This is a genomic window from Actinomycetospora sp. TBRC 11914, assembly GCF_012933465.1.
GTDB lineage: Bacteria > Actinomycetota > Actinomycetes > Mycobacteriales > Pseudonocardiaceae > Actinomycetospora.
Window position 1 is genome coordinate 897,159 of record NZ_JABBND010000001.1, and the last position, 22,473, is coordinate 919,631.

Consider the following 22,473-nt stretch of genomic DNA (forward strand, 5'->3'; position numbering starts at 1 on the left):
AGCGGCGGTTGGGGTGCGGCGGCTCTCGACCGCGGCCCGACGGGCGGCCACGACCTGTCCGGTCCCGGAGCCCCCGGGCCGTCCGACCCCGGACGGACGGAGCGGCCGTCCTGGTCCACCGACCGGGACGACGCCGTGTTCGACATCGCCGACGACCGGCGCGACGACGGGACCACCATGAGCCAAGCCCCCGGACGAGGAGCCGTACCGCCGCCTCCCCCGCGCAGCCACGGCTACCCACCGCCCGCTCCCCGCGAGCCCGGCCAGGGCTACGAGCCGGGCGGGTACGAGACCGGCGGGTACGAGCCGGGCGGGTACGACACCGGCGGCTACTCGTCCGGGCGACGCTCCTCGGACGGCTGGCCCGCCGACGCGTACTCGTCGAACGGCCACTCTTCCGACGGATACTCCTCCGGCGGCTACCCCTCCGACAGCTGGTCGTCGGGCGGCTACCCGTCGGACGGCTACTCGTCCGACCGCTACCCGTCGGGCGGTTCCTCCTCGAGCGGCTTCTCCTCGAACGGCTACGCGCCGGGCGAGCGGGCCTCGTCCGGCCTGTCCTCCGACGGCTGGTCCTCGGGCGGCCACTCCGACGGCTGGTCCTCCCCCGGCCGCTCCGACGGCCCCCGGGACGCCTTCGCGACGGGCCGCAACCCCTACGACGCGCCGTCGGGCACGCCGGGCGGGTGGTCCTCCGGGTTCGACTCCCGCGACGACGCCCCCCGCACCACCGCGATCTCGGCGCCCTCCGGGCCCACGGGCCTGCCGGACGGGGTCGGCCTGCCGACGCCGCGCGAGTCGGGCATCTCGCCGCCGCCGAACGCGACGGACATGGTCTCGCTCATCCGGTCCAGCTTCGAGCTCGTCGCGCCCCGCGCCGACGATCTGACCCAGCTCTTCTACGGCTGGCTGTTCCGGATCGCGCCGGAGACCCGTGAGCTCTTCCCGGTGACGATGGAGCTGCAGCGCACCCGGCTGCTGCGCGCGCTCGTCCACGTCGTGCAGATGGTCGACCGGCCGGACGAGCTCACGACCTTCCTGCGCCAGCTCGGCCGCGACCACCGCAAGTTCGGGGTCGTCGGCGAGCACTACGACAAGGTCGGCGAGGCGCTCGTCGGTGCCATCAAGGAGTTCGCCGGCCCGGCGTGGACCCGCGAGATCGAGCAGGCGTGGATCGGTGCCTACGGCATCGTCTCCCAGGCGATGCGCGACGCCGCCGACGCCGAGCGCGGCCCGGCGGTCTGGATGGCCCGGGTCATGGAGCACCGGCGGGTGTCCCAGGACCTCGCCGTCGTGCGGGTGCAGACCAGCCAGCCGGTGCCCTACCTCGCCGGCCAGTACGTCTCGGTCGAGACGCCGCAGCGCCCGCGGATGTGGCGCTCGCTGTCACCGGCCAACGCGCCGGGCCCGGACTGCGTGCTGGAGTTCCACGTCCACACCGTCCCCGGCGGCTGGGTCAGCCGGGCGATCGTCTCGCACGCGCACGTCGGCGACGTGTGGCGCATCGGGCCGCCGATGGGCCAGATGACGCTGGACCCCCGCTCGCGGGCCGACCTGCTGATGGTCGCCGGCGGCACGGGGCTCGCCCCGGCCCGCGCGCTCGTCGAGCAACTGATGGTCGACGGCTCGGACCGCAAGGTGGCGCTGTTCGTCGGCGGCCGCACGTGGGACTCGCTCTACGACATTGACACCCTGCGCCGGATGGCCCAGGACAACCCGTGGCTGACGGTGGTGCCGGTCGTCGAGGAGGACGGGCGTCGCTACGGCGCGGAGACCGGCACCCTGGGCGAGGTCGTGGCGCGCTACGGCGCCTGGGCCGACCGTCAGGTCGTCGTCTCGGGCTCACCGGGCATGGTCCGCTCCACGGTGTCGGCGATGCTCGACGCCGGGACGCCGTTCATGCAGATCCACTACGACCCGTACCACACGGACTAGGTCCCCGACGCCCGACGGCCCCCCGCGCTCAGTGCGAGCGCGGGGGCCGTCGTCGTGGGGAGGCCGTCGTCAGGCCTGCGCCGCCGTGGCCTTGCCCAGCTCCAGTGACACCGACGGCGAGCTCACCAGCGTCTGGTACACGACGCAGTACCGCTCGGTGAGCTTGTGCAGCGTCGCGAGGGTCTCCTCGTCGGCGTCGGTGTCGAGGTCGAACGACAGCCGGATGTCCTTGAAGCCGACGGGCGCGTCCTTCGCGACGCCGAGGGTGCCCCGGAAGTCGAGGTCGCCCTCGGCGTGGATCGTCCCGCCGCGGATCTCGACGCCCATGGACGTCGAGACCGCGCGCAGCGTCACCCCGGAGCAGGCGACGAGCGCCTCGAGCAGCATGTCGCCGGAGCAGAGCAGCTCGCCCGTGCCGCCGGTCGCCGGGTGCAGCCCCGCCTCGACCATGGCCTGTGCGGTCGACACCCGGCACGCGATGCCGGAACCTTCGAGGTCACCGTCGGCCTTGAGCACGACGACGGCCGACTCCGGGTCGTCACGGTACTGCTGCTTGAGGGGGCCCTGGGTCTCGGCGAGCGCTGCCTTGTCCATGCCCCGAGTCTGCCTGCTCGTCGCTCGTCGCGCCCTGTTCCGACGGACGGCCGGCCCGCCGCGGCCGGCACGCGAACACGGCGACCGCGCCGAGCAGCGAGAACACGGTGGCGACGACGACGGCAGCGTCGAACCCCTGCAGCAGGCCCGCCGGACCCGGCGGCAGGCCGGGGCGGGTGGCGATGACCGCCACGACGGTCGTGCCGATCGCCGAGCCCACGTAGCGGGCGGTGTTGTTCGCGCCGCTCCCCATCGCCGCCCGCCCGGGCGGGACGCTGGCGACCGCCTCGCGACCGAGGGCGGCGTTGACCACGCCGCTGGTGACCCCGGCGACGAGCAGGCCCGGGACGTAGCGCCACGGCGAGTCGCCCGGCGTGGCGCCGAGCAGCAGCAGCTGCCCGACGGCGACGACGACGAGGCCCACCCCCAGCTGGATCCGCGCGCTCCACGACGTCGGGAGCCGCCGCGCGAGCAGCGACGTCACGACCCCGGTCGCCGACCACGCGAGCAGCACCGTCGCCGCGATCACCGCACCCGCGCCGAGCCCGCGCTCCATGACCGTGAGCAGGAACGACGACGTCGCGATGATCCCGGCCCCGGTCGCCAGGGCCCCGAAGGTGGCGGCGAGGAACGGGGGCGAACGGAACAGCTCGGGGTCGATCATCGGGGCGGCCCGCCGGTGCTCGACCCACAGCCACACCCCGAGCAGCGCGAGCCCGCCGAGCACCAGCACGATCACGAGCGGGCGGGTCGGCCCGCCGCGCGCCTCGACCAGGCCCGTGAGCAGCACCCCCACCCCGGCCGCGAGCAGCACGACGCCGGGCACGTCGACCGGGCGCGGGCGCTCGGCCCGGGACTCCTCGAGCAGGACCCGCGCGACGACGCCGAGCACCACGGCCAGCAGGGCCTCGAGCCAGTACGCCGACGCCCAGCCGGCCAGCTCCTGGGCCCCGGTCGCGAGCAGCGGCCCGACCGCGATGCCGGCGCCGAGCGCCGCGCCCCAGATGCCGCTGGCCCGCCGCGCCTCCGGGGTGCCCGCGGGGTAGGCGTGGCCGATCAGCCCGAGGCCGGCCGCGATGAGCGCGGCGCCCCCGACGCCCGCGCCGATCCGGCCGGCGACGAGCACGGCCGTCGTCGGGGACAGCGCGCACACCACCGACGAGACGACGAGCACGGCGCTGCCGAGCACGAGGGCACGGCGCCGCCCGAGGTCGTCGGCGACGGCGCCGCTGGACAGCAGCGCGACGCCGAGACCGATGCTCATCGAGCTGAGGATCCACGCCTGGCCCTCGGGGCCGGACCCGAGCGCGGCCGCCGTGGCGGGCAGCGTCGCGAGGGGCGTGGTGAAGGCGACGAGGGCGAGGAAGGTGGCCGCGGAGGCCACGGCGACCGTTGCGCCGGATCGGGACCGCACGGTCCGAGACGCTAGCACGCCGAGTTCGGTCATTGAACCGTCGTCGCGTTACCCTGGTCTCATGCCGCTCGGCCAGGGCTATCCCCTCCAGGACTGCTCGATCGCCCGCGCCCTCGAGGTGGTGGGTGACCGGTGGACGCTGCTCGTCCTGCGCGACTGCTTCCTCGGCGTCCACCGGTTCGCCGACCTCGTCGCCCACCTCGACGTCCCGCGCGCCGTGCTCTCCGACCGGCTCGCCCGGCTCGTCGAGGCGGGCGTCCTCGAGCGCGACGGGACCGACTACCGGGTCACCGAGGCGGCGACGGCGCTGTGGCCCGCGCTCCGGGCGCTCGCGAGCTGGGGCGAGACCGGCCAGCGGGCCACCGGCGGGACGGTGCGCCGGTTCGCGCACGCGGGCTGCCCCGCCGGCGGCGAGCCGGACACCGGCGCCGACGGGCGGTGTCCCGCCTGCGGCGCGGTGCCCGGCCCCGCCGACCTGGTGGTGCGCCCGGAGGGCGGCCCGGACGTGCCCCGCCGCGACGACGCGGTCAGCCGCGCCCTCTGCGCGCCGCACCGCATGCTGACGCCGCTTCCCTAGGTGCGCTCCGCGCTCGTGAGCACTAACTGTCGGTATAGCGACACTTAGTGCTCACGAGCGACGGAGTCGCACCTACCAGCCCGTGCCCGCGGGCTGGCGCACCGGCACGTTGAGCCGGTTGAAGAGGTTGACGACGGCGATCCAGAGCAGGAGCGCCGCCCGTGCGGGCTCGTCGAAGGTGCGCACCACCTCGTCCCACAGCGCGTCGGGCACGGGGTCCCCGGTGTCCGCGAGCCGCGTCACCTGCTCGGCGAGCTCGAGCGCCACCCGCTCCGCGTCGGTGAACCACGGCGCCTCGCGCCACACCGCCACCGTCGACAGGCGCTCCTCGGTCTCGCCCGCCGCCCGGGCGTCGCGCGTCCCCGCGTAGGTGCAGGAGGCGCAGCCGTTGATGATGCTCACCCGCAGGTGCACCAGCGCCAGGAGGGGCTCGGGCAGCCCGCCGGCGCGCGCCGCGCCGACCAGTCCGCCGATCCCCTCGCCGACGCCGGGCAGCAGGGCCGCCGGGTTCGGCATCCGCTGCTCGACCGTGCTCATCGTGGTCATGTCCGCTCCTCGGTCCGTGGGTCCGTCGGTTCCTCGACCGCCGGTCACGTTCCGCCGCGCCGGCCGGTCAGAGTGGTGACACCGACGCACGGAGGAACGTGACCGATGGACCCGACCGGAGCGCTCGCCGCCCGCTTCACCGAGCACCGTCCGCACCTGCTCTCCGTGGCCCAGCGCCTGCTCGGCCCGACCGGCGAGGCCGACGACGCGGTCCAGGAGGCGTGGCTGCGCCTGCAGCGCGCCCACGCGTCGGGCGACCCCGGGATCGAGAACCTCGGGGGCTGGCTGACCACGGTCGTCGCGCGGATCGCGCTGAACATGCTGCGGACGCGGCGCACCCACCCGGAGGACCCGATCCTCGACGAGGACCCGGACGCCGACGAGGACGGCCCGGAGGAGCAGGCGGTCGCGGCGGACGCGGTGGGCCCGGCCCTGATGGTCGTCCTCGACACCCTCGCGCCCGCCGAGCGCCTCGCGTTCGTGCTGCACGACGTGTTCGGCCTCCCGTTCGACGAGATCGCCCCCATCGTCGAGCGCTCGGTGCCCGCGACGCGCCAGCTCGCGAGCCGCGCCCGCCGCCGGGTGCGCGGCGGCGGGAGCACGGACGGCGGGGACGACGCGGCCCGGCGACGGGAGGTGGTCGGGGCCTTCCTGACGGCGGCGCGCGAGGGCGACTTCGGGGCGCTGCTCGCGGTGCTCGACCCCGAGGTGGTGCTGCGGGCCGACCCGGTCGCCGTGGCCATGGCCGCCGCGAACGCCGGTCGGGGCGCCCCCGAGCTGGTCCCGGCGGTCGGCGGGGCGGACGCCGTGGCCCGGGTGTTCGCCGGGCGCGCCCAGGCCGCGGCCCCGGCGCTGCTCGACGGCGAGCCCGGGCTGGCGTTCGCGGTCGGCGGCCGGACGGTGACGCTGTTCCGCTTCACGGTGGTGGACGGCCGTGTGGCCGCGATCGACCTGGTGGCCGACCCGGAGGTCGTCGCCGCGACCGAGGTCGTCCTCACCTGACTGCCCGGCGGCACGCCGATCGGGCTGGGGCGCTACGACGCGGCGGCGGAGTGACCGATCCGCTCGCGGAGGCCGGCGGCGAGCCCCGCGACGGTGAGCAGGTCCACCAGCTCGCCGCCGGTGCGCACCAGCCACACCCGGCGCACGCCGGCGATGCGGAAGCGCAGGTGGACGCGGGTGCCGGTCGGGCCCGGCCGGAGCACGATCGCCCAGCTGATCCGCAGGGCGCCGCGGCGCGAGGAGTGCACGAGCGTGGTCGGCGGCTCGTGCGTCTCGATGGTGAACGTGGCGTCGCGCCCGCCCCAGTCGTCGATGACGTCCCCCGGGGCGAGGTGCTGCAGCGTCGGGTCGATCCGGCGGAGTGCCCGCCGGCGCGGGGGCACGACCCGTTCGAGCCGGGCCGGGAGGTACCACCCGGCGCGGTGCTTCCCGAGCTGGGCGAACCACGGCCAGACGGCGTCCGGGGGCGCGGGGAGGTCGAACGCGCGGTCCATGGTCACCTGCGCGTCGGGCACCAGGTCGTCCCCCGGCAGCCGCGCGGCCACCTCGGCGGGACGGGCCGCGACGGGGTGTGCGTGCGTTCCCGTGCCCCGGCACGGGAACGCACGCACGAGACCGAAGGTCAAATGAGCCCCATCTTCGAGGCGGCGTACACCGCCTCGGCCCGGCGGGACACGTCGAGCTTGCGCATGAGGTTCCCGACGTGGAACTTGACGGTCGTCTCCGAGATGAACAGCTCCCGGCCGATCGTGCGGTTGCTCATCCCCCGGGCCAGCAGGCGCAGCACGTCCAGCTCCCGCCCGGTCAGGGTCTCGCCGTGCGGCTGCTGCCCGTTCAGCGAGCGCACCACGGCCGCGGCGGAGCGGGAGTCGAACGCCGACTCCCCCCGCGAGACCGCCCGGATCGCCGCGATGAGCTCGGTGGTGTCGACGTCCTTGACGACGTAGCCGCGGGCCCCGGCGTGGACGGCCTCGACCACGAGCCGGTCGTCGAGGAACGTGGTGAGGACCAGCACCCCGACGCCGGGGTGCGCCTGGGTGAGCTGCCGGCACAGCTGCAGGCCCTCGGAGTCGGAGCTCGTCGAGAGCTTGAGGTCGAGCAGCACGATCGAGGGCCGCTCGTGGGCGACGACGGCGAGCGCCTCGGCCGCCGACGACGCCTCGCCGACGATCGAGAGCTGCGGCTCCCGCTCGAGCACCGAGCGCAGGCCCTGGCGGACGATCGCGTGGTCGTCGACGAGCACGATGCGCACCTCGCCGCGACGGACCGCCGCGCGGGCAGGGATGCGGATGTCGGTCATGCGGTGCTCCTGGACTCGGTCTCGCCGTGCTCGGTCTCGCCGGCCCCAGTCTCACCGTCCGGGTCGTCCGGGGTCCCTCCCGGATCGGACGGTTCTCCCGGGCCGGGGGTGCTGACGACGGCCCGGGCCTCCCCGCCGATCGGCAGCGGCACCCCCACCTGGATCCGGATCCCGCCCTGGCGGGCCCGCTGCACCTGCAGCGTGCCCCCGATCTCGCGGGCCCGCTCGGCCATGTTCGCGAGGCCGCGGTGCGAGCCGTCGAGGTCGCGGGCGGCGGCGACGCGCAGGGTGCGGCGGACCTGCTCGGGGTCGCCCGTCCCGTCGTCGGCGACGGAGAGCACCAGCCGGTCCTTGCGGAACGCCAGCCGGACGACGGCGACGGTGGCCTCGGCGTGCACCGCGGCGTTGAACAGCGCCTCGCCGGCCACGCGGAAGAGGGAGCGCTCGGCGGTGGCGGGCAGCGCGACCGGCCGGCCCTCGATGCGGACCTCGACGCGCAGGTCCGAGGGCATGTGGACCGCGGAGAGCTCCTCGAGCATCGCGGGCAGGCTGCGGTGGCCGTGCTCGCCGGAGTGGTTGAGCGCGTAGATCGCCGAGCGCAGCTGCTCGACGGCGCGGCGGGTCAGCTGCTTCGCCGTCTCCAGCCGCTCGCGCTGGCCCTCGTCCCGGATCTCCGAGCGGACGACCTCGATCTGCATCCCGGCGGAGAGGGCGTACTGGGTGACCGAGTCGTGCAGCTCGCGGGCGATGCGGTGGCGCTCGGAGTCGAGGACCTCGCGCTGGCGGGCGACGGTGAGCGCGTCGCGGGTGCGCTGGAGCTGCTCGTTGCGGGCGGCGAGGTCCTCGGCGTGCCGGCTCGCCTCGTCGTAGAGGTGCAGCGTGCGCTGGTGCAGCGCGGAGTTCTGCAGCGCCGCCGCGGTCTGGCTGGCGAGCACGCGCAGGACCGACGCGTCGGTGGCGTCGATGCGCCGCTCCACCCCGGTCCACGCGACGATCTCGCCCACCACGGCACCGTCGAGCCGGACCGGGACGTGGAGGTGGTGCGGGTCGTGCGGCCGCGTCACGGGGGTCGTCTCGGCTTCCCCCACAGGTCCGGCGGCCTCGCCCGCCTCCGCGGTCTCGTGCTCGCCCCGGCGCACCGCCTGCAGGTGGCGCAGGACGAACGGCGGGAGCTCATCGGGCGCCTCGGCCGAGGCCTCGACGAGGTCGGGGCCGAGCACGAGCGCGCGCGGCGCGGCCTCGGGCAGCGCCCCGTCGGCGAGGGCGAAGACCACCCAGTGGGCGGTGAGGTGCTCGGCGGCGGCCTCGGCGACCGAGCGCACGAGCGTCCCCGGCCCCTCGGTGGTGCGCACGAGGGCGCGGCTGATCCGGTCCAGCGCGTGGATCACGCGGCGCAGCCGCTCGGCCGAGGCCAGGTACTCGACGTAGAACGAGGGCTTCCCGGAGCGGATGCCGGTGAGGACGTCGAGGTCGAGGCCCTCGACGCGGTGCTCGGCGGGTGCGGGGTCGATGCGGGGTTCCACGGGGACGCGGCTACAGCGCCTGGCGGAAGAGCGCCTCGATGTCGGCGCGGTCCGCCTCGCGCGGGTTGGTCGAGAGACAGGCGTCGGCCATCGTCATCGTCGACAGCGTCGGCAGGTCCTCGGCGGTCACGCCGATCTCCCCCAGCCCCTTCGGTACGCCGAGCTCGTCGGCGAGGCGGCGCACCTCGCACGCCGCCCACTCCGCGGCGTCCTCGGCCAGCGCCTGCGAACAGGAGCGCCCGACCTCGCCCGGGAACCCGAGGGCCTGGGCGATCGGGACGAACCGCGCCGGGTCGCCCTCGGCGTTGAAGCGGACCACGTGCGGCAGGAGGATCCCGTTGATCACGCCGTGGGGCAGGTCGAGCAGGCCGCCCACCTGGTGGCTCATGGCGTGCGCGGCGCCGAGGATGGCGTTGGTGAACGCGAGCCCGGCCTCGAGGGCGGCCTGGGCCATGTGCAGGCGCGACTCCTGGTCGAGCGGGTGGTCCATCGTCCGCTCGAGGTGCCCGCCCACCAGCGAGATCGCCTGCAGCGCGTGGTGGTCGGTGAGCGGGTTGTGGGCGCGCGAGACGTAGGCCTCGATACCGTGGGTGAGCGCGTCGAGGCCGGTGGCGGCGTTCAGCCAGTCGGGCATCGTCGTGAGCAGGTGCGGGTCGACCACCGAGACGTCGGGGACCAGCGCGCGTCCCAGGATCGTGATCTTGGTGTTCCGCACGGTGTCGGTGACGATGCAGAACTGCGAGACGTCGGCCCCGGTCCCCGAGGTGGCCGGGACCATCACCATCGGCGGGATCGGGGCGACCATGCGGTCGACGCCCTCGAAGTCGGTGATCACGCCGCCGTTCCCGGCGAGGAGCGCGATCCCCTTCGCGGCGTCGATGACGGACCCGCCGCCGACCGCGACCAGCACGTCGCACGCCGCGGCCCGGTAGGCCTCGTGACCGGCGGTGATCTCGTGGTCCTTCGGGTTCGGCGTGACCCCGCTCCAGACCGTGGCGTCCATGCCGCCCTCGCCGAGGTGGCGCAGCAGCTGCTGGGGCCAGCCCGCGGCGAGCAGGCCGTCGTCGGTGACCAGCATCGGCCGGCGCGCCCCGAGGCGGGCCGCCGCGTGGGCGGCCTCGGCCAGCGAGCCGGGGCCGAACACGATCTCGGGGACGTGGAACTTGGCGAGGCGGGGGCTCTCGGGGCCGGCCTGGACGTGACCGGTGCCGTGGGGACGCGCCGGGTCCGAGGGCGCCTCCGCCGTCGAGCGCGGGGCCGGCGGGGGGCCGGTCCGGCCGGCCGGGTCCACCTCCCGGGCCTGCCGGTTGCAGACCACCATGGACTGACCCGCGCGCGTCACGGAGTCGACGAGGACCACGCTGCCCCCTTCCCCACCGTCGGGTACTCGGCGTCGCCCACGTTACAGACGCACGCGGGCTCGCGGCAGCCTCGCGGCCGCCGATCGGCCCCGCTGTGGACCACCGACTCCGATGGTGTCACCTACCCGTCGGTAGGGGGACCTCTGTCCGTTCAGCGTGGTCCGGATGCGAGCTCGGCACCCTCACGGGCGAGGTCCTCCGCACGGACGCCGGGCTCGACGTTCGAGTCGCCGTGGATCGGGCCCTGCCGGTCCGAGAGCGGCGTCCCGTTGCCGCCCCACTGCCGCGCGATCATCTCGGCGGCGATCGACACGGCGGTCTCCTCCGGCGTGCGGGCGCCGAGGTCGAGCCCGATGGGGCTGGACATGCGCTCCAGCTCTCCCTCGGTCACCCCGGCCTCGCGCAGCCGGTCGAGGCGGTCGAGGTGGGTGCGACGCGAGCCCATGGCGCCGATGTAACCGATCTCGGGCAGGCGCAGCGCCACCTCGAGCAGCGGCACGTCGAACTTGGGGTCGTGGGTGAGGACGGCGAGCGCGGTCCGCCCGTCGATGCGCCCCGCGGCGGCCTCGGCCGCCAGGTAGCGGTGCGGCCACTCGACGACGACCTCGTGGGCCTCCGGGAAGCGGCTCGACGTCGCGAAGACCGGCCGCGCGTCGCACACCGTCACCCGCATCCCCAGGAAGGTGCCGATCCTGGCGACCGCGGCCGCGAAGTCGATGGCGCCGAAGACGATGAGCCGGGGCGGGGGCGCGAACGACTCCACGAACACCCCGAGGCCCTCGCCGCGGCGCTCGCCGTCGGTGCCGTAGGTGACCAGCGTGGTGCGGCCCGCGGCGAGCAGGCCGCGGGCGTCGTCGCGGACGGCGTCGTCGAGCCGTTCGCTGCCCAGCGAGCCCTCCGCGTGGTCGGGCCACACCACGAGGCGGCGGCCGACGCCGGGACCGGACACGATCGTCGCCGTCGCCACCGGCCGGTGGTCGCGCACCGCCCGGGCGATCTCGCCGAGCTGCGGGAAGCTCTCGCGATCGACCTCCTCGACGAACACGTCGAGGATGCCGCCGCAGGTCAGGCCCACCGCGAAGGCGTCGTCGTCGGACACCCCGTAGCGCTGCAGCGTCGGCTCCGCGCCCTCGAGGACCTCGTTCCCGAGCTCGTACACCGCGCCCTCGACGCAGCCGCCGGAGACGCTGCCGACGGCGTCGCCGTCGGGTCCGACGAGCATCGACGCGCCGGGCTGACGCGGGGCGGACCGGAACGTCCCCACCACGGTCGCGAGCGCGGTCGACCGCCCCTCGGCCCACCACTTCTCGAGGCTCGTGAGCACGTCACGCATCGGCGAGCACCTCCGTCAGCTCCTGCAGCGTGGCCAGCGAATGTCCGGCCAACAACCGGTCAACGTGCGGGAGGGCCGCCGCGATTCCCCCCTGCACCGGCTCGTAGCCGCGCTTGCCGGCGTGCGGGTTGACCCACACCACGGCGTGCGCGAGCCGCTCGAGCCGGGCCATCTGCTCGGAGAGGAGCTCGGTGCCGCCTCGCTCCCAGCCGTCGGAGAAGACGACCACCACCGCGCGGCGGGCGACGCCGCGCTGCCCCCACCGGTCGAGGAAGGCGGCCATCACCTCGCCGAGCCGGGTACCGCCGGACCAGTCGGGGATGGCGGCGGCCGCGTCGCGCAGCGCCCGCTCGGGGTCGCGCTGGCGCAGCTCCCGGGTCACGCGGGTGAGCCGGGTGCCGAGGGTGAACGTCTCGACCGCCTGCGGGGTGCGTCGGGTGAGGACGTGCGCGAAGCGCAGCAGCGCGTCCGCGTAGGGCGCCATCGACCCGGAGACGTCCAGCAGCAGGACCACGCGCCGCGGCCGCACGCGGCGGTCGCGGCGCGCCAGGCCCGGGATCTCCCCGGCGTGGCGCAGGGTCGCGCGCAGGGTGCGGCGGGCGTCGGCCTCGCCGCGGCGCGCCGGCCGGCGTCGCCGGGCCCGGCGCCGCGGTGGGGTCGGGCGCAGCAGCGCCAGCATGCGGCGCAGGTGCTCGCGCTCGCCGATGGTCAGCTCGGCGATGTCGCGGTCGCGCAGGACCTCCTCGCCGGAGGCGGCGACGCGCAGCTCCGGCACGTCGTCGGAGTCCTCGTCGCCGGACCCGGACCGCTCTGGGCCGGACAGCGCGGCGATCGTCGCCGTCCGGGGCTTCGGCGGGGCCGGGCGGCCCATCCGCTGCTCGCGCGGGTCGGAGGAGAACCAGGCGTGGAAGGCCTGGTCGTAGCGGGCCACGTCGTCGGGATCCGCGCACAGCGTCAGCCGACCCACCCAGTAGGTCGCGACCTCGCTGGCCACGTCGACCTCGCGCAGCGCCCGCAGGTAGGTGGCGGTCCGGTCGGGGGTGACCGGGACGCCCGCGTTGCGGAGCAGGCGGGTGAAGGCGACGAAGTCGCGCAGGACGGCATCGTCCGGCGAGCCGTCGGGCCCGTCGGGCTCCCCGGGCGCGGGCCGCCCGCCGAGGGACTCGACGATCCCAGACGCCAGCACCGCGCCGGCGTGCGCGCGGGGAGCCGGTCCGTCGGTGCTCCCGCCCCGGTCCGCGGTCGTCATGCCCCGTCGCTCCGCTCGCCCAGGCTCGTCATGCCCCGTCGCTCCGCTCGCCCAGGATCCTCATGACGCCAGCAGGGCGTCCAGCGCGTCGCGGGCCCGGTCGGCGTCCTCGCGGTACTTGAGGACCGCGCCCAGGGTCGCGGTGGCCGACTCCAGGTCGAGGTGGCGTGCCCCGATGAGCTCCAGGGCGGCCGCCCAGTCCAGCGACTCGGCGACGCCCGGCGGCTTGAGCAGGTCCAGGCCGCGCAGCCGGTGCACCGCCTGGGCGACCTGCTCGGCGAGCTCGTCGGACAGCTCCGGCATCCGCGACTTGAGGATCGCGACCTCGCGGACCAGGTCGGGGTGCTCGAGCCAGAGGTAGAGGCACCGGCGCTTGAGCGCGTCGTGGACCTCGCGGGTGCGGTTGGAGGTGAGGACCACCAGCGGCGGGGTCTCGGCGCGCACCACCCCGACCTCGGGGATCGTCACCGAGTTCTCCGCCAGGACCTCCAGCAGGAACGCCTCGAACTCGTCGTCGGCGCGGTCGACCTCGTCGATCAGCAGCACGCTCGGGGTGTTCTGCAGCGCCTCGAGCACCGGGCGGGCGAGCAGGAAGCGCCGGTCGTAGAGCGAGGCCTCCACCGAGTCGGCGTCCAGCTCGGCGCCGGACGCGGTCGCCGCGGCCTCCATCGTGCGCAGGTGCAGCAGCTGGCGGGGGAAGTCCCAGTCGTAGAGCGCCTGGGCGGCGTCGATGCCCTCGTGGCACTGCAGCCGGTGCAGCGGCGCGCCCAGGACCTGCGCCAGGGCGAGGGCCAGGGCGGTCTTGCCGGTGCCGGGCTCGCCCTCGCAGAACAGCGGCCGGCCCATGCGCAGCGCGAGGAACGCGGCCGAGGCGAGGCCCGCGTCGGGCAGGTAGCCGGTGCGCTCGAGGGCGGCCGCGACGTCGTCGGGCTGGGCGAGATCGGTGGCGGCGGTCACGGGTCCATCTTCCCCCGGCCGGGATCACGCGGCCACCAGGCGGTGGCCGCCGCCTCACGATGCTGTGTCCCACGCCGCAGTACGCGGGACGCCGACGGTGACGACCGTGACATTCCCGTCCTGGATCACAACCTTGTGACACAGCGGAAACAGCCCGTACACGACGCACTGAGTAGGGCAAACGCTTGCGGCGTCCTCGACGGCCCGGCCTCGGCGGCGGTCGTTCCCGTGCCGGGGCCGGGTTGAAACCCGGCGTGTGCTCCGTACCGTTCGGCGTCGGCCGTCCGAGGGGACGGTCCGGAGACACCCCCGGGGACGCCGCGCCCGACGCCTGTCCAGCGCCCCGGGAGACCCCACACGAGAGGTGCGGACCGGACAGGCGCGAGCAGGACGGAACCCGGCACACCCACGGGTGTGCCCGGCGGAGAGACCGCGTGGAACCGGTCGAGGACCCGCTGGGGGCGAGAGGGCCCCTGGTCCGCTCCTGATGGGGCGCGGTGCGAGTGAGAGGTCAATGCTTCGTAGTACTGATGTGTCGCTGGCGCGTGCCCTCACCCGGCGTGCGGCGCAGATCACGGTGGTCGGCGCGCTCGTCGCCGCCCCGCTCGGCCTCGCGGCCGGCACCGCCTCGGCCACCGACTGGGACGCCGTCGCGCAGTGCGAGAGCAGCGGCAACTGGCACACCCAGACCGGGAACGGCTTCGGCGGTGGGCTGCAGTTCACCGACTCGACCTGGCACGCCTACGGCGGGAAGGGCAACCCCGAGCACGCCAGCCGGTCGCAGCAGATCCAGGTGGCCGAGAAGGTCAAGGCCGGGCAGGGCATGAAGGCCTGGCCGGTCTGCGGCAAGAAGGGCTAGCGGCCCCGGCGGCGGATGTGGTCGTCCCGACGGCCACATCCGCCCACCTGCCCTACGGGCAGTTCACCCACTCCTCGGAGCCGTCGGCGAACTCCTGGCGCTTCCACACCGGGAGCTGCCGCTTCACTTCGTCGACCAGCTCGCTGCAGGCGTCGAACGCCTCGCGACGGTGCTCGGCGGCGACCGCGCACGCGAGCGCCACGTCGCCGATCGCCAGGGCCCCGACCCGGTGCGAGACGGCCACCGCGGTCACCCCGGGGAAGCGGCCCGCGACCTCGGCGGCCACCCGCTCGACCACGGCACCCGCGCTCGGGTGGCCCTCGTAGTCGAGCGTGCGGACCGAGCGCCCGTGGTCGTGGTCGCGCACGACGCCGGAGAACGTCACGACGGCGCCGCTGCGGGGCCCGTCGACGAGCGCCGCGTGCTCGGACACGTCGAGCGGCTCCTCCCCGACGGCCGCGCGCAGCACGACGGGCGCGTGCGCCGTCGTCGGGCCCCCTGCACTGCTCACTGGTGGTCCCCTCCCTGGATCTGGTCGACGGCGTGGTCGAGCACTCCCTCGAGCACCGCCAGGCCGTCGCGCACGCCGCCCGGCGACCCGGGCAGGTTCACCACCAGGGTGCGCCCGGCGACGCCGGCCACGCCACGTGACAGCACGCTCGTCGGGACCTTGTCCGCCCCGGCGGCACGGACGGCGTCGGCCAGCCCCGGCACCTCGTAGTCGAGCACCGACCGGGTGGCCTCCGGGGTGCCGTCGGTCGGCGCGATCCCGGTGCCGCCGGTGGTGATCACGACCTGCACCCGGTCGGCCACCGCTCCCCGCAGCGCCTCGGCCACCGGCTCGCCGTCCGGCACGACCGTCGCGTCGTCGGCGCGGTACCCGTGCGCTCGCAGCCAGTCGACGATGATCGGCCCGCCGCGGTCCTCGTACACCCCGGCCGCGGCGCGGTTGGACGCCGTCACCACGCGGGCGCGTCGCAGCGGCTCGCTCGTCGTCATGGCAGCCTCCCGTGTCACCGGCCCTCCGGCCGCGTCCAGACGCCGGAGCGTCCGCCCTCCTTGCGCTCCAGCCGCACCGCGTCCATCGACGCGGCCGGGTCGAGCGCCTTCACCATGTCGTGCAGCGCCAGACCGGCGACGGCGACCGCGGTCAGGGCCTCCATCTCCACCCCGGTGCGGTCGGCGCTGCGGGCCGTGGCCTCCACGCGCACCTCGTCCTCGCCGACCTCCAGCTCCACCGCCACGCCCGCGAGCGGGATGGGGTGGCAGAGCGGGACCAGGTCCGGCGTCCGCTTGGCGCCCATGATGCCCGCGATGCGCGCGGTGGCCAGCGCGTCGCCCTTCGGCACCGTCCCGTCGCGCAGCGCGGCGCACACCTCGGCGGTGGTGCGCAGGACGCCGGTCGCGGTGGCGACCCGCCGGGTGACCTCCTTGTCCCCGACGTCGACCATCCGCGCGGCACCCGTCGCGTCGACGTGGGTGAGGCGCCGCCCGCCGTCGGGCGTGGTCACGTGTCCTCCGCCCGGACCGCGCCGTCCGCCGACGCCGACCCGACGTCGAGGGCCTCCTGGACGGACGCGGCCCCGCTCGCGGCACGCTCGTCCTCGCTGACCCGCCGGACCGCGGCGGCGACCGCCGGCGACACCGTGGCGTCGAAGACGCTGGGGACGATGAACAGCGGGTTCGGCTCGGTGACGACGTCCGCGATCGCGGCCGACGCCGCGAGCAGCATGGCGTCGGTGATCCCGCGCGCCTGGGCGTCGAGCAGGCCGCGGAAGATGCCGGGGAAGGCCAGCACGTTGTTGATCTGGTTCGGGTAGTCCGACCGGCCGGTGGCGACGACGGCCGCGTGGTGCTGCGCGACGCCGGGGTCGATCTCCGGGTCGGGGTTGGCGAGCGCGAAGACGATCGCGTCGTCGGTCATGGCCTTGACGTCCTCGGCGTGCAGCAGGTTCGGCGCGGACACCCCGATGAAGACGTCGGCGCCGGGCAGCGCGTCGTGGACGTCGCCGGTGAGCCCCTCGCGGTTGGTCTGCTCGGCCACCCAGCGCAGCGAGTCGTGCAGGCCCGGACGGTCCCGGTGGATGATCCCCTCGACGTCCACCGCGAGGAGCTCGGCGGGTTCGAGGGGCAGCAGCAGCCGGATGATCGCCGAGCCGGCCGCGCCGACGCCGCACACCACGATCCGGCAGTCCTCGGCGCGCTTGCCGACCACCCGCAGCGCGTTGCGCAGCGCACCGAGCACGACGACGGCCGTGCCGTGCTGGTCGTCGTGGAACACCGGCACGTCGAGGCTCTCGCGCAGCCGGGCCTCGATCTCGAAGCAGCGGGGCGCGGCGATGTCCTCGAGGTTGATCCCGCCGTAGGCCGGGGCCATCACCTCGACCGTCCGGATGATCTCCTCGGTGTCCTGGGTGTCGAGGGCCACCGGCCACGCGTCCACCCCGGCGAAGCGCTTGAACAGCGCCGCTTTGCCCTCCATCACCGGCATCGCCGCGGCGGCGCCGAGGTTGCCCAGCCCCAGCACGGCCGAGCCGTCGGTGACGACGGCGACGGTGTTCCGCTTGATCGTGAGGCTGCGCGCGTCGTCGGGCCGGCGGGCGATCGCCTGGCAGACCCGCGCGACGCCGGGCGTGTAGGCCCGGGAGAGGTCCTCGCGGGTGCGCAGGCCCACCTTGGGCGTGACCTCGATCTTCCCGCCGAGGTGGACCAGGAAGGTGCGGTCGGAGACGTTGCGGACCCGCACGCCGTCGAGGGCGTCGAGGGCCTCGGTGATCTCCTCGGCGTGCCGCTCGGACAGCGCGTTGCAGGAGATGTCGACGATGATCGCCTCGGCGCGCGACTCCACCACGTCGAACGCGGTCATCACCCCGCCGACGCGACCGACGGCGACCGCGAGGTCTCCCGCCGCGGTCGCGCTCGCGGGCGCCTCGACCCGCGCGGTGATGGCGTAGCCCGGACCCGGGACCGCCACGCTGCTCACCCCTCCCGATCGGTGACCCTCACCCGGGCCAGGTCGGCCGGGGTGTCGACGTCGTCGCGGGTCGCGACGTCGCCGACCTCGACGGGCCGGATGTCCGTGCGACCCGCAAGGTATCCCCGCGCCCCGACATCGTCGTGCGCGGCCGCCGCGACCCCGGCCAGGTGGTCCGCACCGAGCAGCACCGGGTGCCCCGGGCGGCCGTCGTAGCTCCCCCGGGCCAGGCCCTCCCGGGTCGCGGCGGCGGCCACCCGCGCGAGCGCCTCGGGGCCGATGCCCGGGGTGTCGACGAGCAGCACGAGGACGGCGTCGACGGTGTCGGACGACGCCGTCACCGCCCCGAGCCCGGCCCGCAGCGAGGCGCCCATGCCGTCGGCCCAGTCGGCGGCGACGACGACCGCGGCCTCCGGGTCGGCCGCGGCGACGACGTCCCGGGCGCGGTCGGCGTCGGCACCGAGCACCACGAGCCGCGGGGCGATCCGCGCGCCGCGCAGCGCACGCAGGGCCCGCGTCACCAGCGGCTCGCCGTCGAGCTCGACGAGCGCCTTCGGTCCGCCCATCCGGCGTCCGGCCCCCGCGGCGAGCAGGAGGCCGGCAACGCGCACTAGCGGTTGATCTCGGTGACGGGGTGCTGATAGTCGAGCTGGTCGGCGGGGAGCGGGAACTCCGTCTCACCGAACGGGGAGGAGGCACCCTGCGTCGGCGCCATCAGCTCGGTGACGGGGTGGCCGCCGTCGACCTCCGGCCACGACGGGTCCTGCCGCGGCGTGACGGCCTTCTCGCCCTCGCTGTGCGCTGCCACCGGTTCCTCCCTGGTCGGGCTCGCTGTCGGCTGCCCAGTCTGCCGCACCCGGTACGCGTCGGGCGACCCGCGGGCCCCGGGCTCGCTCGTCCCCGCCTCGCGACAGCAAGGGCACGTTCCTGGCGTCCGACGCCGGAACGGCGCCGCTCACCCACCGCGCTCGCACCCCGGCGGCCGCCCGGGAGCGCCGACTACGCTGGTAGGGATGGCCGCCCGACCCGGGACCCTGCTCGACCACCTCCGCGCCCAGGACGACGCGACCCTGGGTGCGCTGCTGCGTGCCCGCCCGGACCTGGCCCTGCCCGCGCCGGCCGACACCGGCGTCGTCGCCACCCGGGCCGGGGTGCGCACCTCGGTCGGCCGGGCGCTGGAGGACCTCGACGCGCTGCACCTCGCCGTCGTCGACGCCCTGCTCGTGGCCGGCGCCGACCAGGACCCGGTCGCGCCGGAGACGGTCCTCGACCTGCTGGGCTCGGCCGTCCCCCGCGACGCGGCCCGGGCGGCGCTCGACCGGCTGCGGGCGCTCGCCCTGGTCTGGGACGTCGGGGGCACGGGCACGCTCGACGAGGGCGAGGAGACGGGCGTCCGGGCGGTGCCCGCCCTGCGCGACGCGGGCCGCCGGCACCCCGCGGGCCTCGGCCGCCCGGCGCCCGAGTCCTCGGTGCTGCGGACCGGCGACCCGGCCGCGGTCATGGCCGCGCTCCCGGCCGACCAGCGCGCCGTCGTCGACGCCCTCGACCGCGACGGTCCCGTCGGGCGCAGCCGGGCCCGCGACGGCGACGACAACCCGGTCGCCCGGCTGCTCGCCGCCGGTGTCCTGCGCCGGATCGACGACGAGACCGTCGAGCTCACCCGCGAGGCGGGGCTCGGCCTGCGCGGCGACCGCCCGCTCGGGGAGATCGTCGCCGCCGACCCGATGCCCGCGCCCCGCGAGCACGACCCGGACACCGTCGACGCGACCGCCGCCGGCGAGGCCCTCGAGACGATCCGCCGGGCCGAGGGGGTGATCGCGGCGTGGTCGGCGGCGCCCCCCGCGGTGCTGCGCTCCGGTGGCCTCGGCGTGCGGGACCTGCGGCGGCTCGCCAAGGACCTCGAGGTCGACGAGACCGCCGCCGGGCTGCTCGTCGAGACCCTCGCCGCCGCCTCCCTGGTCGCGGTCAGCGAGGACGCCGACGCGGTGTGGTGCCCGACGACGACCGCCGACCGCTGGCTCGCCGCCCCACCCGAGACGCAGTGGGTCGCGCTGGCGCGCGCGTGGCTGGAGATGCCCCGCCAACCGTCGGCGATCGGCGGGCGCGACGCCGGCGACAAGCTCGTCGGCCCGCTGTCCGACGAGGTCCGGCGCCCGTGGGCGCCGCAGGTGCGGCGGCGCGTGCTCGAGCGGCTCGCCGAGTTCGGCGAGGGCGCCGGGCCACCGACGCTCGACGACCTCGTCGCCTCGCTCGCGTGGCGCGCGCCCCGGCGGGGCGGCCGGGTGCGCGACACGCTGGTGCGCGACGTCGTGCGCGAGGCGACCGCCCTCGGCGTCGTCGCCCTCGACGCGCTCACCTCGTCCGGGCGGGAGCTGCTGCGGGTGCCCCGGCGTCCCGACGACGACCCCGACGCGGCCGCCGCCGCCGCGTTGCGCCCCGCGCTGCCCGAGCCGGTAGACCACGTGCTGCTGCAGGCCGACCTCACCGCCGTCGCGCCCGGACGCCTCGCGCCCGAGCTCGCGGCGGCGATGGACCGGGTGGCCGACGTGGAGTCGGCCGGCGGCGCGACGGTCTACCGCATCAGCGAGGGCTCGATCCGCCGCGCGCTCGACCTCGGCTGGACCGCCGCCGACGTCCACGAGCTCTTCGCCACCCGCTCCGCCACCCCCGTGCCCCAGGGCCTGACCTACCTCGTCGACGACGTCGCCCGCCGCCACGGCCGGCTGCGCGGCGGGTCCGCCGCGTCGTTCCTGCGCTCCGAGGACGAGGCGCTGCTCGCCGAGGTGGTGTCCCGGCCGGAGGCCGAGGCGCTGGAGCTGCGCCGCATCGCGCCGACCGTGGTGGTGTCGACCCACCCGCTCGCCGAGGTGCTCGAGGCGCTGCGTGCCGCCGGCCTGTCCCCCGTCGCCGAGGACGCCGAGGGCGGGGTGCTCGACCTGCGACCGAAGGGACGCCGCGCCGCCCCGCGCCGGCCGGACCGGGCGACCAACGGCTCGCCGCGCCTGTCCGACGACCAGGTGGCGGCGCTGGTCGCGCAGCTGCGCGCCGGGGACAGGGCCGCCACGGCGTCGCGGGGCCCGGCCGTGTCGGGGTCGGTGCCCGGCTCGACCCGCCAGACCGCGTCCGCGACGGTGGCCGTGCTCGCCGACGCCGCCCGGACCGGGCGCACCGTGTGGATCGGCTACGTCGACGCGCAGGGCACCGCCTCCCAGCGGGTGGTGCGCCCGCTGCGGGTCGGCGGCGGGCTGCTCGAGGGCACCGACGCGGCCGTGGAGGACGACGCCGGGCCGGGCCCGTCGGTGAGCTTCGCGCTGCACCGGATCACGTCGGTGTCGGTGCTGAACTGACGTCCCGGCCCCCTCCGGGACGAACGACTCGTTCGTGGCGTAGAAGTGCGCGAACGAGTCGTTCGTCCCGCCGGGGTGGTGGGCCGAGCGCACGAACGGCCGGTTCGTGACCTTCGAGGGTGCCGAACCGGCCGTTCGTGCGCGTCCCGGCGGGCTCAGGCGCGCGCGCCGACCGCCCAGACCTGCATCGCGTGCTCGACGAGGGCGATCAGCGTCTCCTTCGTCGACTCCCGGTCGCGGGCGTCGACGGTGACCACCGGGACCGACGGGTCGACCGCCAGCGCCTCGGCCACGTCGGAGAGGGAATGGGCGAGCACGCCGTCGAAGCAGTTCACGCCGAGGATGTAGGGCAGGTTGCGGTCCTCGAAGAAGTCGACCGCGGCGAAGCAGTCGGCCAACCGCCGGGTGTCGACGAGCACGACCGCCCCGATCGCCCCGCGCACCAGGTCGTCCCACATGAACCAGAACCGGTCCTGCCCGGGCGTGCCGAACAGGTAGAGGATCAGGTCGGCGTCGAGCGTCACGCGCCCGAAGTCCATGGCCACCGTCGTCGTGCGCTTGTTCGGCACCGCCGTGAGGTCGTCGACGCCCGCGCTGGCATCGGTCATCACGGCCTCGGTGGTCAGCGGGTCGATCTCGGAGACCGAGCCGACGAAGGTCGTCTTGCCGACCCCGAACCCCCCGGCGACGACGATCTTGGCCGACGTGGTCGTCGGGGTCGCCACCTCAGAGCCGTCGTAGTCCACTCAACACCCTTTCCATCAACGCCATGTCCGGGGCGTCGCCCGTCGACGAGGCGGTCTCGTGCACCACGATCGATCCGTGCGCGGCCATGTCGCCCAGCAGCACGCGGGCGACGCCGAGGGGCAGGGAGAGCAGCGCCCCCACCTCGGCGACCGACTTCGGGTCGCGGCACAGATCGGCGATCATGCGGTGCTCGTACTGGGTGACCTGTTCGGGGTCCCGGCCCCGGGCCGTCGTCGAGAGCAGGGTCTCGACGGCGAGGTCGTACGCCGGGCGGGTGCGGCCGCGGGTCCACGCGTAGGGCCGCACGAACGACGACTCCGGCGGCTCGTCACCGCTGCGGGGGCCGTCGGGGTAGTCGGGCGCGCCGACCTCGTGGCGGTTGCCCAGCGGGAGCCCACCGGGCGTGGTCGGGGCGGCGGGCTCGTGGTGCGGTGGACCGGCCGGCTCCGGGTACGCCGGATCCGGGTGGGCCGGGTCCGGGTACGCGACGTCGGGACGCCACCCGCCGGACCGGGGGCCGACCGGGACGCCGTGCGGTGGGCTGCGGTGGGCACCGCCCGCGTCGGGCCCCGGCTGGCCGTCGAGCGCCCGCGCGGCGTCATGGTCGGCCGGCGAGGCGGCGTCGCCGTCCGCCGACTTCCGGCGCCGGCCGAAGAGGCCCCGCCGCTCGCTCGGACGGCGTGGGGCTCCGCCGGTGATCCCGTTGAGGACGTCGGCGAAGTCGTTGTCCTCCGGCGGTCCTTGGCTCACCGTCG

At 75.9% G+C, this 22,473-nt stretch carries 20 protein-coding genes and 2 pseudogenes; 5 read left to right on the forward strand and 17 right to left on the reverse strand.

Going from position 1 to position 22,473, the window contains the following annotated elements:
- The first annotated feature begins 135 nt into the window (after nucleotides 1–135).
- Entirely contained in the window at nucleotides 136–1,935 is a 1,800-nt protein-coding gene (locus HH311_RS33090) for an FAD-binding oxidoreductase (RefSeq protein WP_312029935.1), read from the forward strand.
- A 69-nt stretch (nucleotides 1,936–2,004) separates the two neighbouring features.
- Here the strand turns inward: HH311_RS33090 and HH311_RS04295 are convergent, their stop codons facing one another.
- Both HH311_RS04295 and HH311_RS04300 read right to left on the reverse strand, forming a co-directional pair.
- Nucleotides 2,005–2,529, reverse strand: coding sequence for an OsmC family protein (locus HH311_RS04295; protein WP_169182268.1), 525 nt, complete (start codon nucleotides 2,527–2,529; stop codon nucleotides 2,005–2,007).
- Nucleotides 2,474–3,943, reverse strand: coding sequence for an MFS transporter (locus HH311_RS04300; protein ID WP_312029936.1), 1,470 nt, complete (start codon nucleotides 3,941–3,943; stop codon nucleotides 2,474–2,476). Before HH311_RS04300 ends, HH311_RS04295 begins: the two co-directional genes overlap by 56 nt.
- A gap of 61 nt (nucleotides 3,944–4,004) precedes the next feature.
- Between HH311_RS04300 and HH311_RS04305 the strand changes: the two genes are divergently transcribed.
- Nucleotides 4,005–4,520: a helix-turn-helix domain-containing protein gene (locus HH311_RS04305; RefSeq protein WP_169182270.1), complete on the forward strand. Its 516-nt coding sequence runs from the start codon at nucleotides 4,005–4,007 to the stop codon at nucleotides 4,518–4,520.
- A 72-nt stretch (nucleotides 4,521–4,592) separates the two neighbouring features.
- On the opposite strand, the gene HH311_RS04310 is transcribed toward HH311_RS04305, so the two are convergent.
- Complete coding sequence (locus tag HH311_RS04310) at nucleotides 4,593–5,066, reverse strand: carboxymuconolactone decarboxylase family protein (RefSeq protein WP_248292005.1); 474 nt, start codon at nucleotides 5,064–5,066, stop codon at nucleotides 4,593–4,595.
- Nucleotides 5,067–5,171: 105 nt separating this feature from the next.
- Between HH311_RS04310 and HH311_RS04315 the strand changes: the two genes are divergently transcribed.
- On the forward strand, nucleotides 5,172–6,068 hold the full coding sequence (locus HH311_RS04315; protein WP_169182271.1) for a sigma-70 family RNA polymerase sigma factor: 897 nt from the start codon (nucleotides 5,172–5,174) through the stop codon (nucleotides 6,066–6,068).
- Between the two features lie 32 nt (nucleotides 6,069–6,100).
- Here the strand turns inward: HH311_RS04315 and HH311_RS04320 are convergent, their stop codons facing one another.
- From HH311_RS04320 to HH311_RS04350, 7 genes are all read right to left on the reverse strand, one after another.
- Nucleotides 6,101–6,679: a hypothetical protein gene (locus HH311_RS04320; protein ID WP_169182272.1), complete on the reverse strand. Its 579-nt coding sequence runs from the start codon at nucleotides 6,677–6,679 to the stop codon at nucleotides 6,101–6,103.
- Nucleotides 6,680–6,690: 11 nt separating this feature from the next.
- Nucleotides 6,691–7,368 (reverse strand): MadR family response regulator transcription factor, encoded by a 678-nt coding sequence (locus HH311_RS04325; protein WP_169182273.1) that lies wholly within the window; start codon nucleotides 7,366–7,368, stop codon nucleotides 6,691–6,693.
- Nucleotides 7,365–8,891, reverse strand: a complete 1,527-nt coding sequence (locus tag HH311_RS04330; RefSeq protein WP_312029937.1) for a MadS family sensor histidine kinase — start codon at nucleotides 8,889–8,891, stop codon at nucleotides 7,365–7,367. Before HH311_RS04330 ends, HH311_RS04325 begins: the two co-directional genes overlap by 4 nt.
- 10 nt (nucleotides 8,892–8,901) lie before the next feature.
- Nucleotides 8,902–10,233 carry an iron-containing alcohol dehydrogenase gene (locus tag HH311_RS04335; RefSeq protein WP_396027416.1) on the reverse strand — a complete coding sequence of 444 codons (1,332 nt, stop codon included), beginning with the start codon at nucleotides 10,231–10,233 and terminating at the stop codon, nucleotides 8,902–8,904.
- Between the two features lie 170 nt (nucleotides 10,234–10,403).
- On the reverse strand, nucleotides 10,404–11,585 hold the full coding sequence (locus tag HH311_RS04340; protein ID WP_169182274.1) for an XdhC/CoxI family protein: 1,182 nt from the start codon (nucleotides 11,583–11,585) through the stop codon (nucleotides 10,404–10,406).
- Nucleotides 11,578–12,834 carry a VWA domain-containing protein gene (locus tag HH311_RS04345; RefSeq protein ID WP_248292006.1) on the reverse strand — a complete coding sequence of 419 codons (1,257 nt, stop codon included), beginning with the start codon at nucleotides 12,832–12,834 and terminating at the stop codon, nucleotides 11,578–11,580. Before HH311_RS04345 ends, HH311_RS04340 begins: the two co-directional genes overlap by 8 nt.
- Before the next feature lie 60 nt (nucleotides 12,835–12,894).
- Nucleotides 12,895–13,791 carry a MoxR family ATPase gene (locus HH311_RS04350; protein WP_169182275.1) on the reverse strand — a complete coding sequence of 299 codons (897 nt, stop codon included), beginning with the start codon at nucleotides 13,789–13,791 and terminating at the stop codon, nucleotides 12,895–12,897.
- A 514-nt stretch (nucleotides 13,792–14,305) separates the two neighbouring features.
- Here HH311_RS04350 and HH311_RS04355 point away from each other — a divergent pair.
- Nucleotides 14,306–14,647 (forward strand): annotated as a pseudogene (locus HH311_RS04355) (transglycosylase family protein); the annotation flags it as partial.
- Between the two features lie 55 nt (nucleotides 14,648–14,702).
- On the opposite strand, the pseudogene HH311_RS32510 reads toward HH311_RS04355, so the two are convergent.
- The 5 genes and pseudogenes from HH311_RS32510 to HH311_RS04385 all read right to left on the reverse strand — a co-directional run bounded on the left by HH311_RS32510 (nucleotide 14,703) and on the right by HH311_RS04385 (nucleotide 18,432).
- A pseudogene (locus HH311_RS32510) lies at nucleotides 14,703–15,649 on the reverse strand (molybdenum cofactor biosynthesis protein MoaE).
- 14 nt (nucleotides 15,650–15,663) lie between these two features.
- Nucleotides 15,664–16,161, reverse strand: coding sequence for a cyclic pyranopterin monophosphate synthase MoaC (moaC, locus tag HH311_RS04370; protein WP_312029939.1), 498 nt, complete (start codon nucleotides 16,159–16,161; stop codon nucleotides 15,664–15,666).
- Nucleotides 16,158–17,624, reverse strand: a complete 1,467-nt coding sequence (locus HH311_RS04375; protein ID WP_169182278.1) for an NAD-dependent malic enzyme — start codon at nucleotides 17,622–17,624, stop codon at nucleotides 16,158–16,160. Before HH311_RS04375 ends, moaC begins: the two co-directional genes overlap by 4 nt.
- 5 nt (nucleotides 17,625–17,629) lie before the next feature.
- Nucleotides 17,630–18,235, reverse strand: a complete 606-nt coding sequence (locus HH311_RS04380) for an NTP transferase domain-containing protein (protein WP_169182279.1) — start codon at nucleotides 18,233–18,235, stop codon at nucleotides 17,630–17,632.
- Nucleotides 18,235–18,432, reverse strand: coding sequence for a hypothetical protein (locus HH311_RS04385; protein WP_169182280.1), 198 nt, complete (start codon nucleotides 18,430–18,432; stop codon nucleotides 18,235–18,237). Before HH311_RS04385 ends, HH311_RS04380 begins: the two co-directional genes overlap by 1 nt.
- Before the next feature lie 205 nt (nucleotides 18,433–18,637).
- Here HH311_RS04385 and HH311_RS04390 point away from each other — a divergent pair, with 205 nt between their 5' ends.
- Entirely contained in the window at nucleotides 18,638–20,971 is a 2,334-nt protein-coding gene (locus HH311_RS04390; RefSeq protein WP_169182281.1) for a helicase-associated domain-containing protein, read from the forward strand.
- Nucleotides 20,972–21,126: 155 nt separating this feature from the next.
- On the opposite strand, the gene HH311_RS04395 is transcribed toward HH311_RS04390, so the two are convergent.
- On the reverse strand, nucleotides 21,127–21,717 hold the full coding sequence (locus HH311_RS04395) for an ATP/GTP-binding protein (protein ID WP_169182282.1): 591 nt from the start codon (nucleotides 21,715–21,717) through the stop codon (nucleotides 21,127–21,129).
- The gene (locus HH311_RS33095; RefSeq protein ID WP_312029941.1) at nucleotides 21,698–22,468 is read right to left on the reverse strand and encodes a DUF742 domain-containing protein; all 771 of its coding nucleotides are present in this window, start codon (nucleotides 22,466–22,468) and stop codon (nucleotides 21,698–21,700) included. The genes HH311_RS04395 and HH311_RS33095 overlap by 20 nt, the downstream gene beginning before the upstream one ends.
- Nucleotides 22,469–22,473 lie beyond the last annotated feature (5 nt).

Bases quoted from the DNA above. Each gene is read 5' to 3' on its own strand.
- HH311_RS04295 (WP_169182268.1), bottom strand. From the start codon at position 2,529: ATGGACAAGGCAGCGCTCGCCGAGACCCAGGGCCCCCTCAAGCAGCAG.
- HH311_RS04305 (WP_169182270.1), top strand. From the start codon at position 4,005: ATGCCGCTCGGCCAGGGCTATCCCCTCCAGGACTGCTCGATCGCCCGC.
- HH311_RS04310 (WP_248292005.1), bottom strand. From the start codon at position 5,066: ATGACCACGATGAGCACGGTCGAGCAGCGGATGCCGAACCCGGCGGCC.
- HH311_RS04315 (WP_169182271.1), top strand. From the start codon at position 5,172: ATGGACCCGACCGGAGCGCTCGCCGCCCGCTTCACCGAGCACCGTCCG.
- HH311_RS04325 (WP_169182273.1), bottom strand. From the start codon at position 7,368: ATGACCGACATCCGCATCCCTGCCCGCGCGGCGGTCCGTCGCGGCGAG.
- HH311_RS04340 (WP_169182274.1), bottom strand. From the start codon at position 11,585: ATGCGTGACGTGCTCACGAGCCTCGAGAAGTGGTGGGCCGAGGGGCGG.
- HH311_RS04345 (WP_248292006.1), bottom strand. From the start codon at position 12,834: ATGACGACCGCGGACCGGGGCGGGAGCACCGACGGACCGGCTCCCCGC.
- HH311_RS04390 (WP_169182281.1), top strand. From the start codon at position 18,638: ATGGCCGCCCGACCCGGGACCCTGCTCGACCACCTCCGCGCCCAGGAC.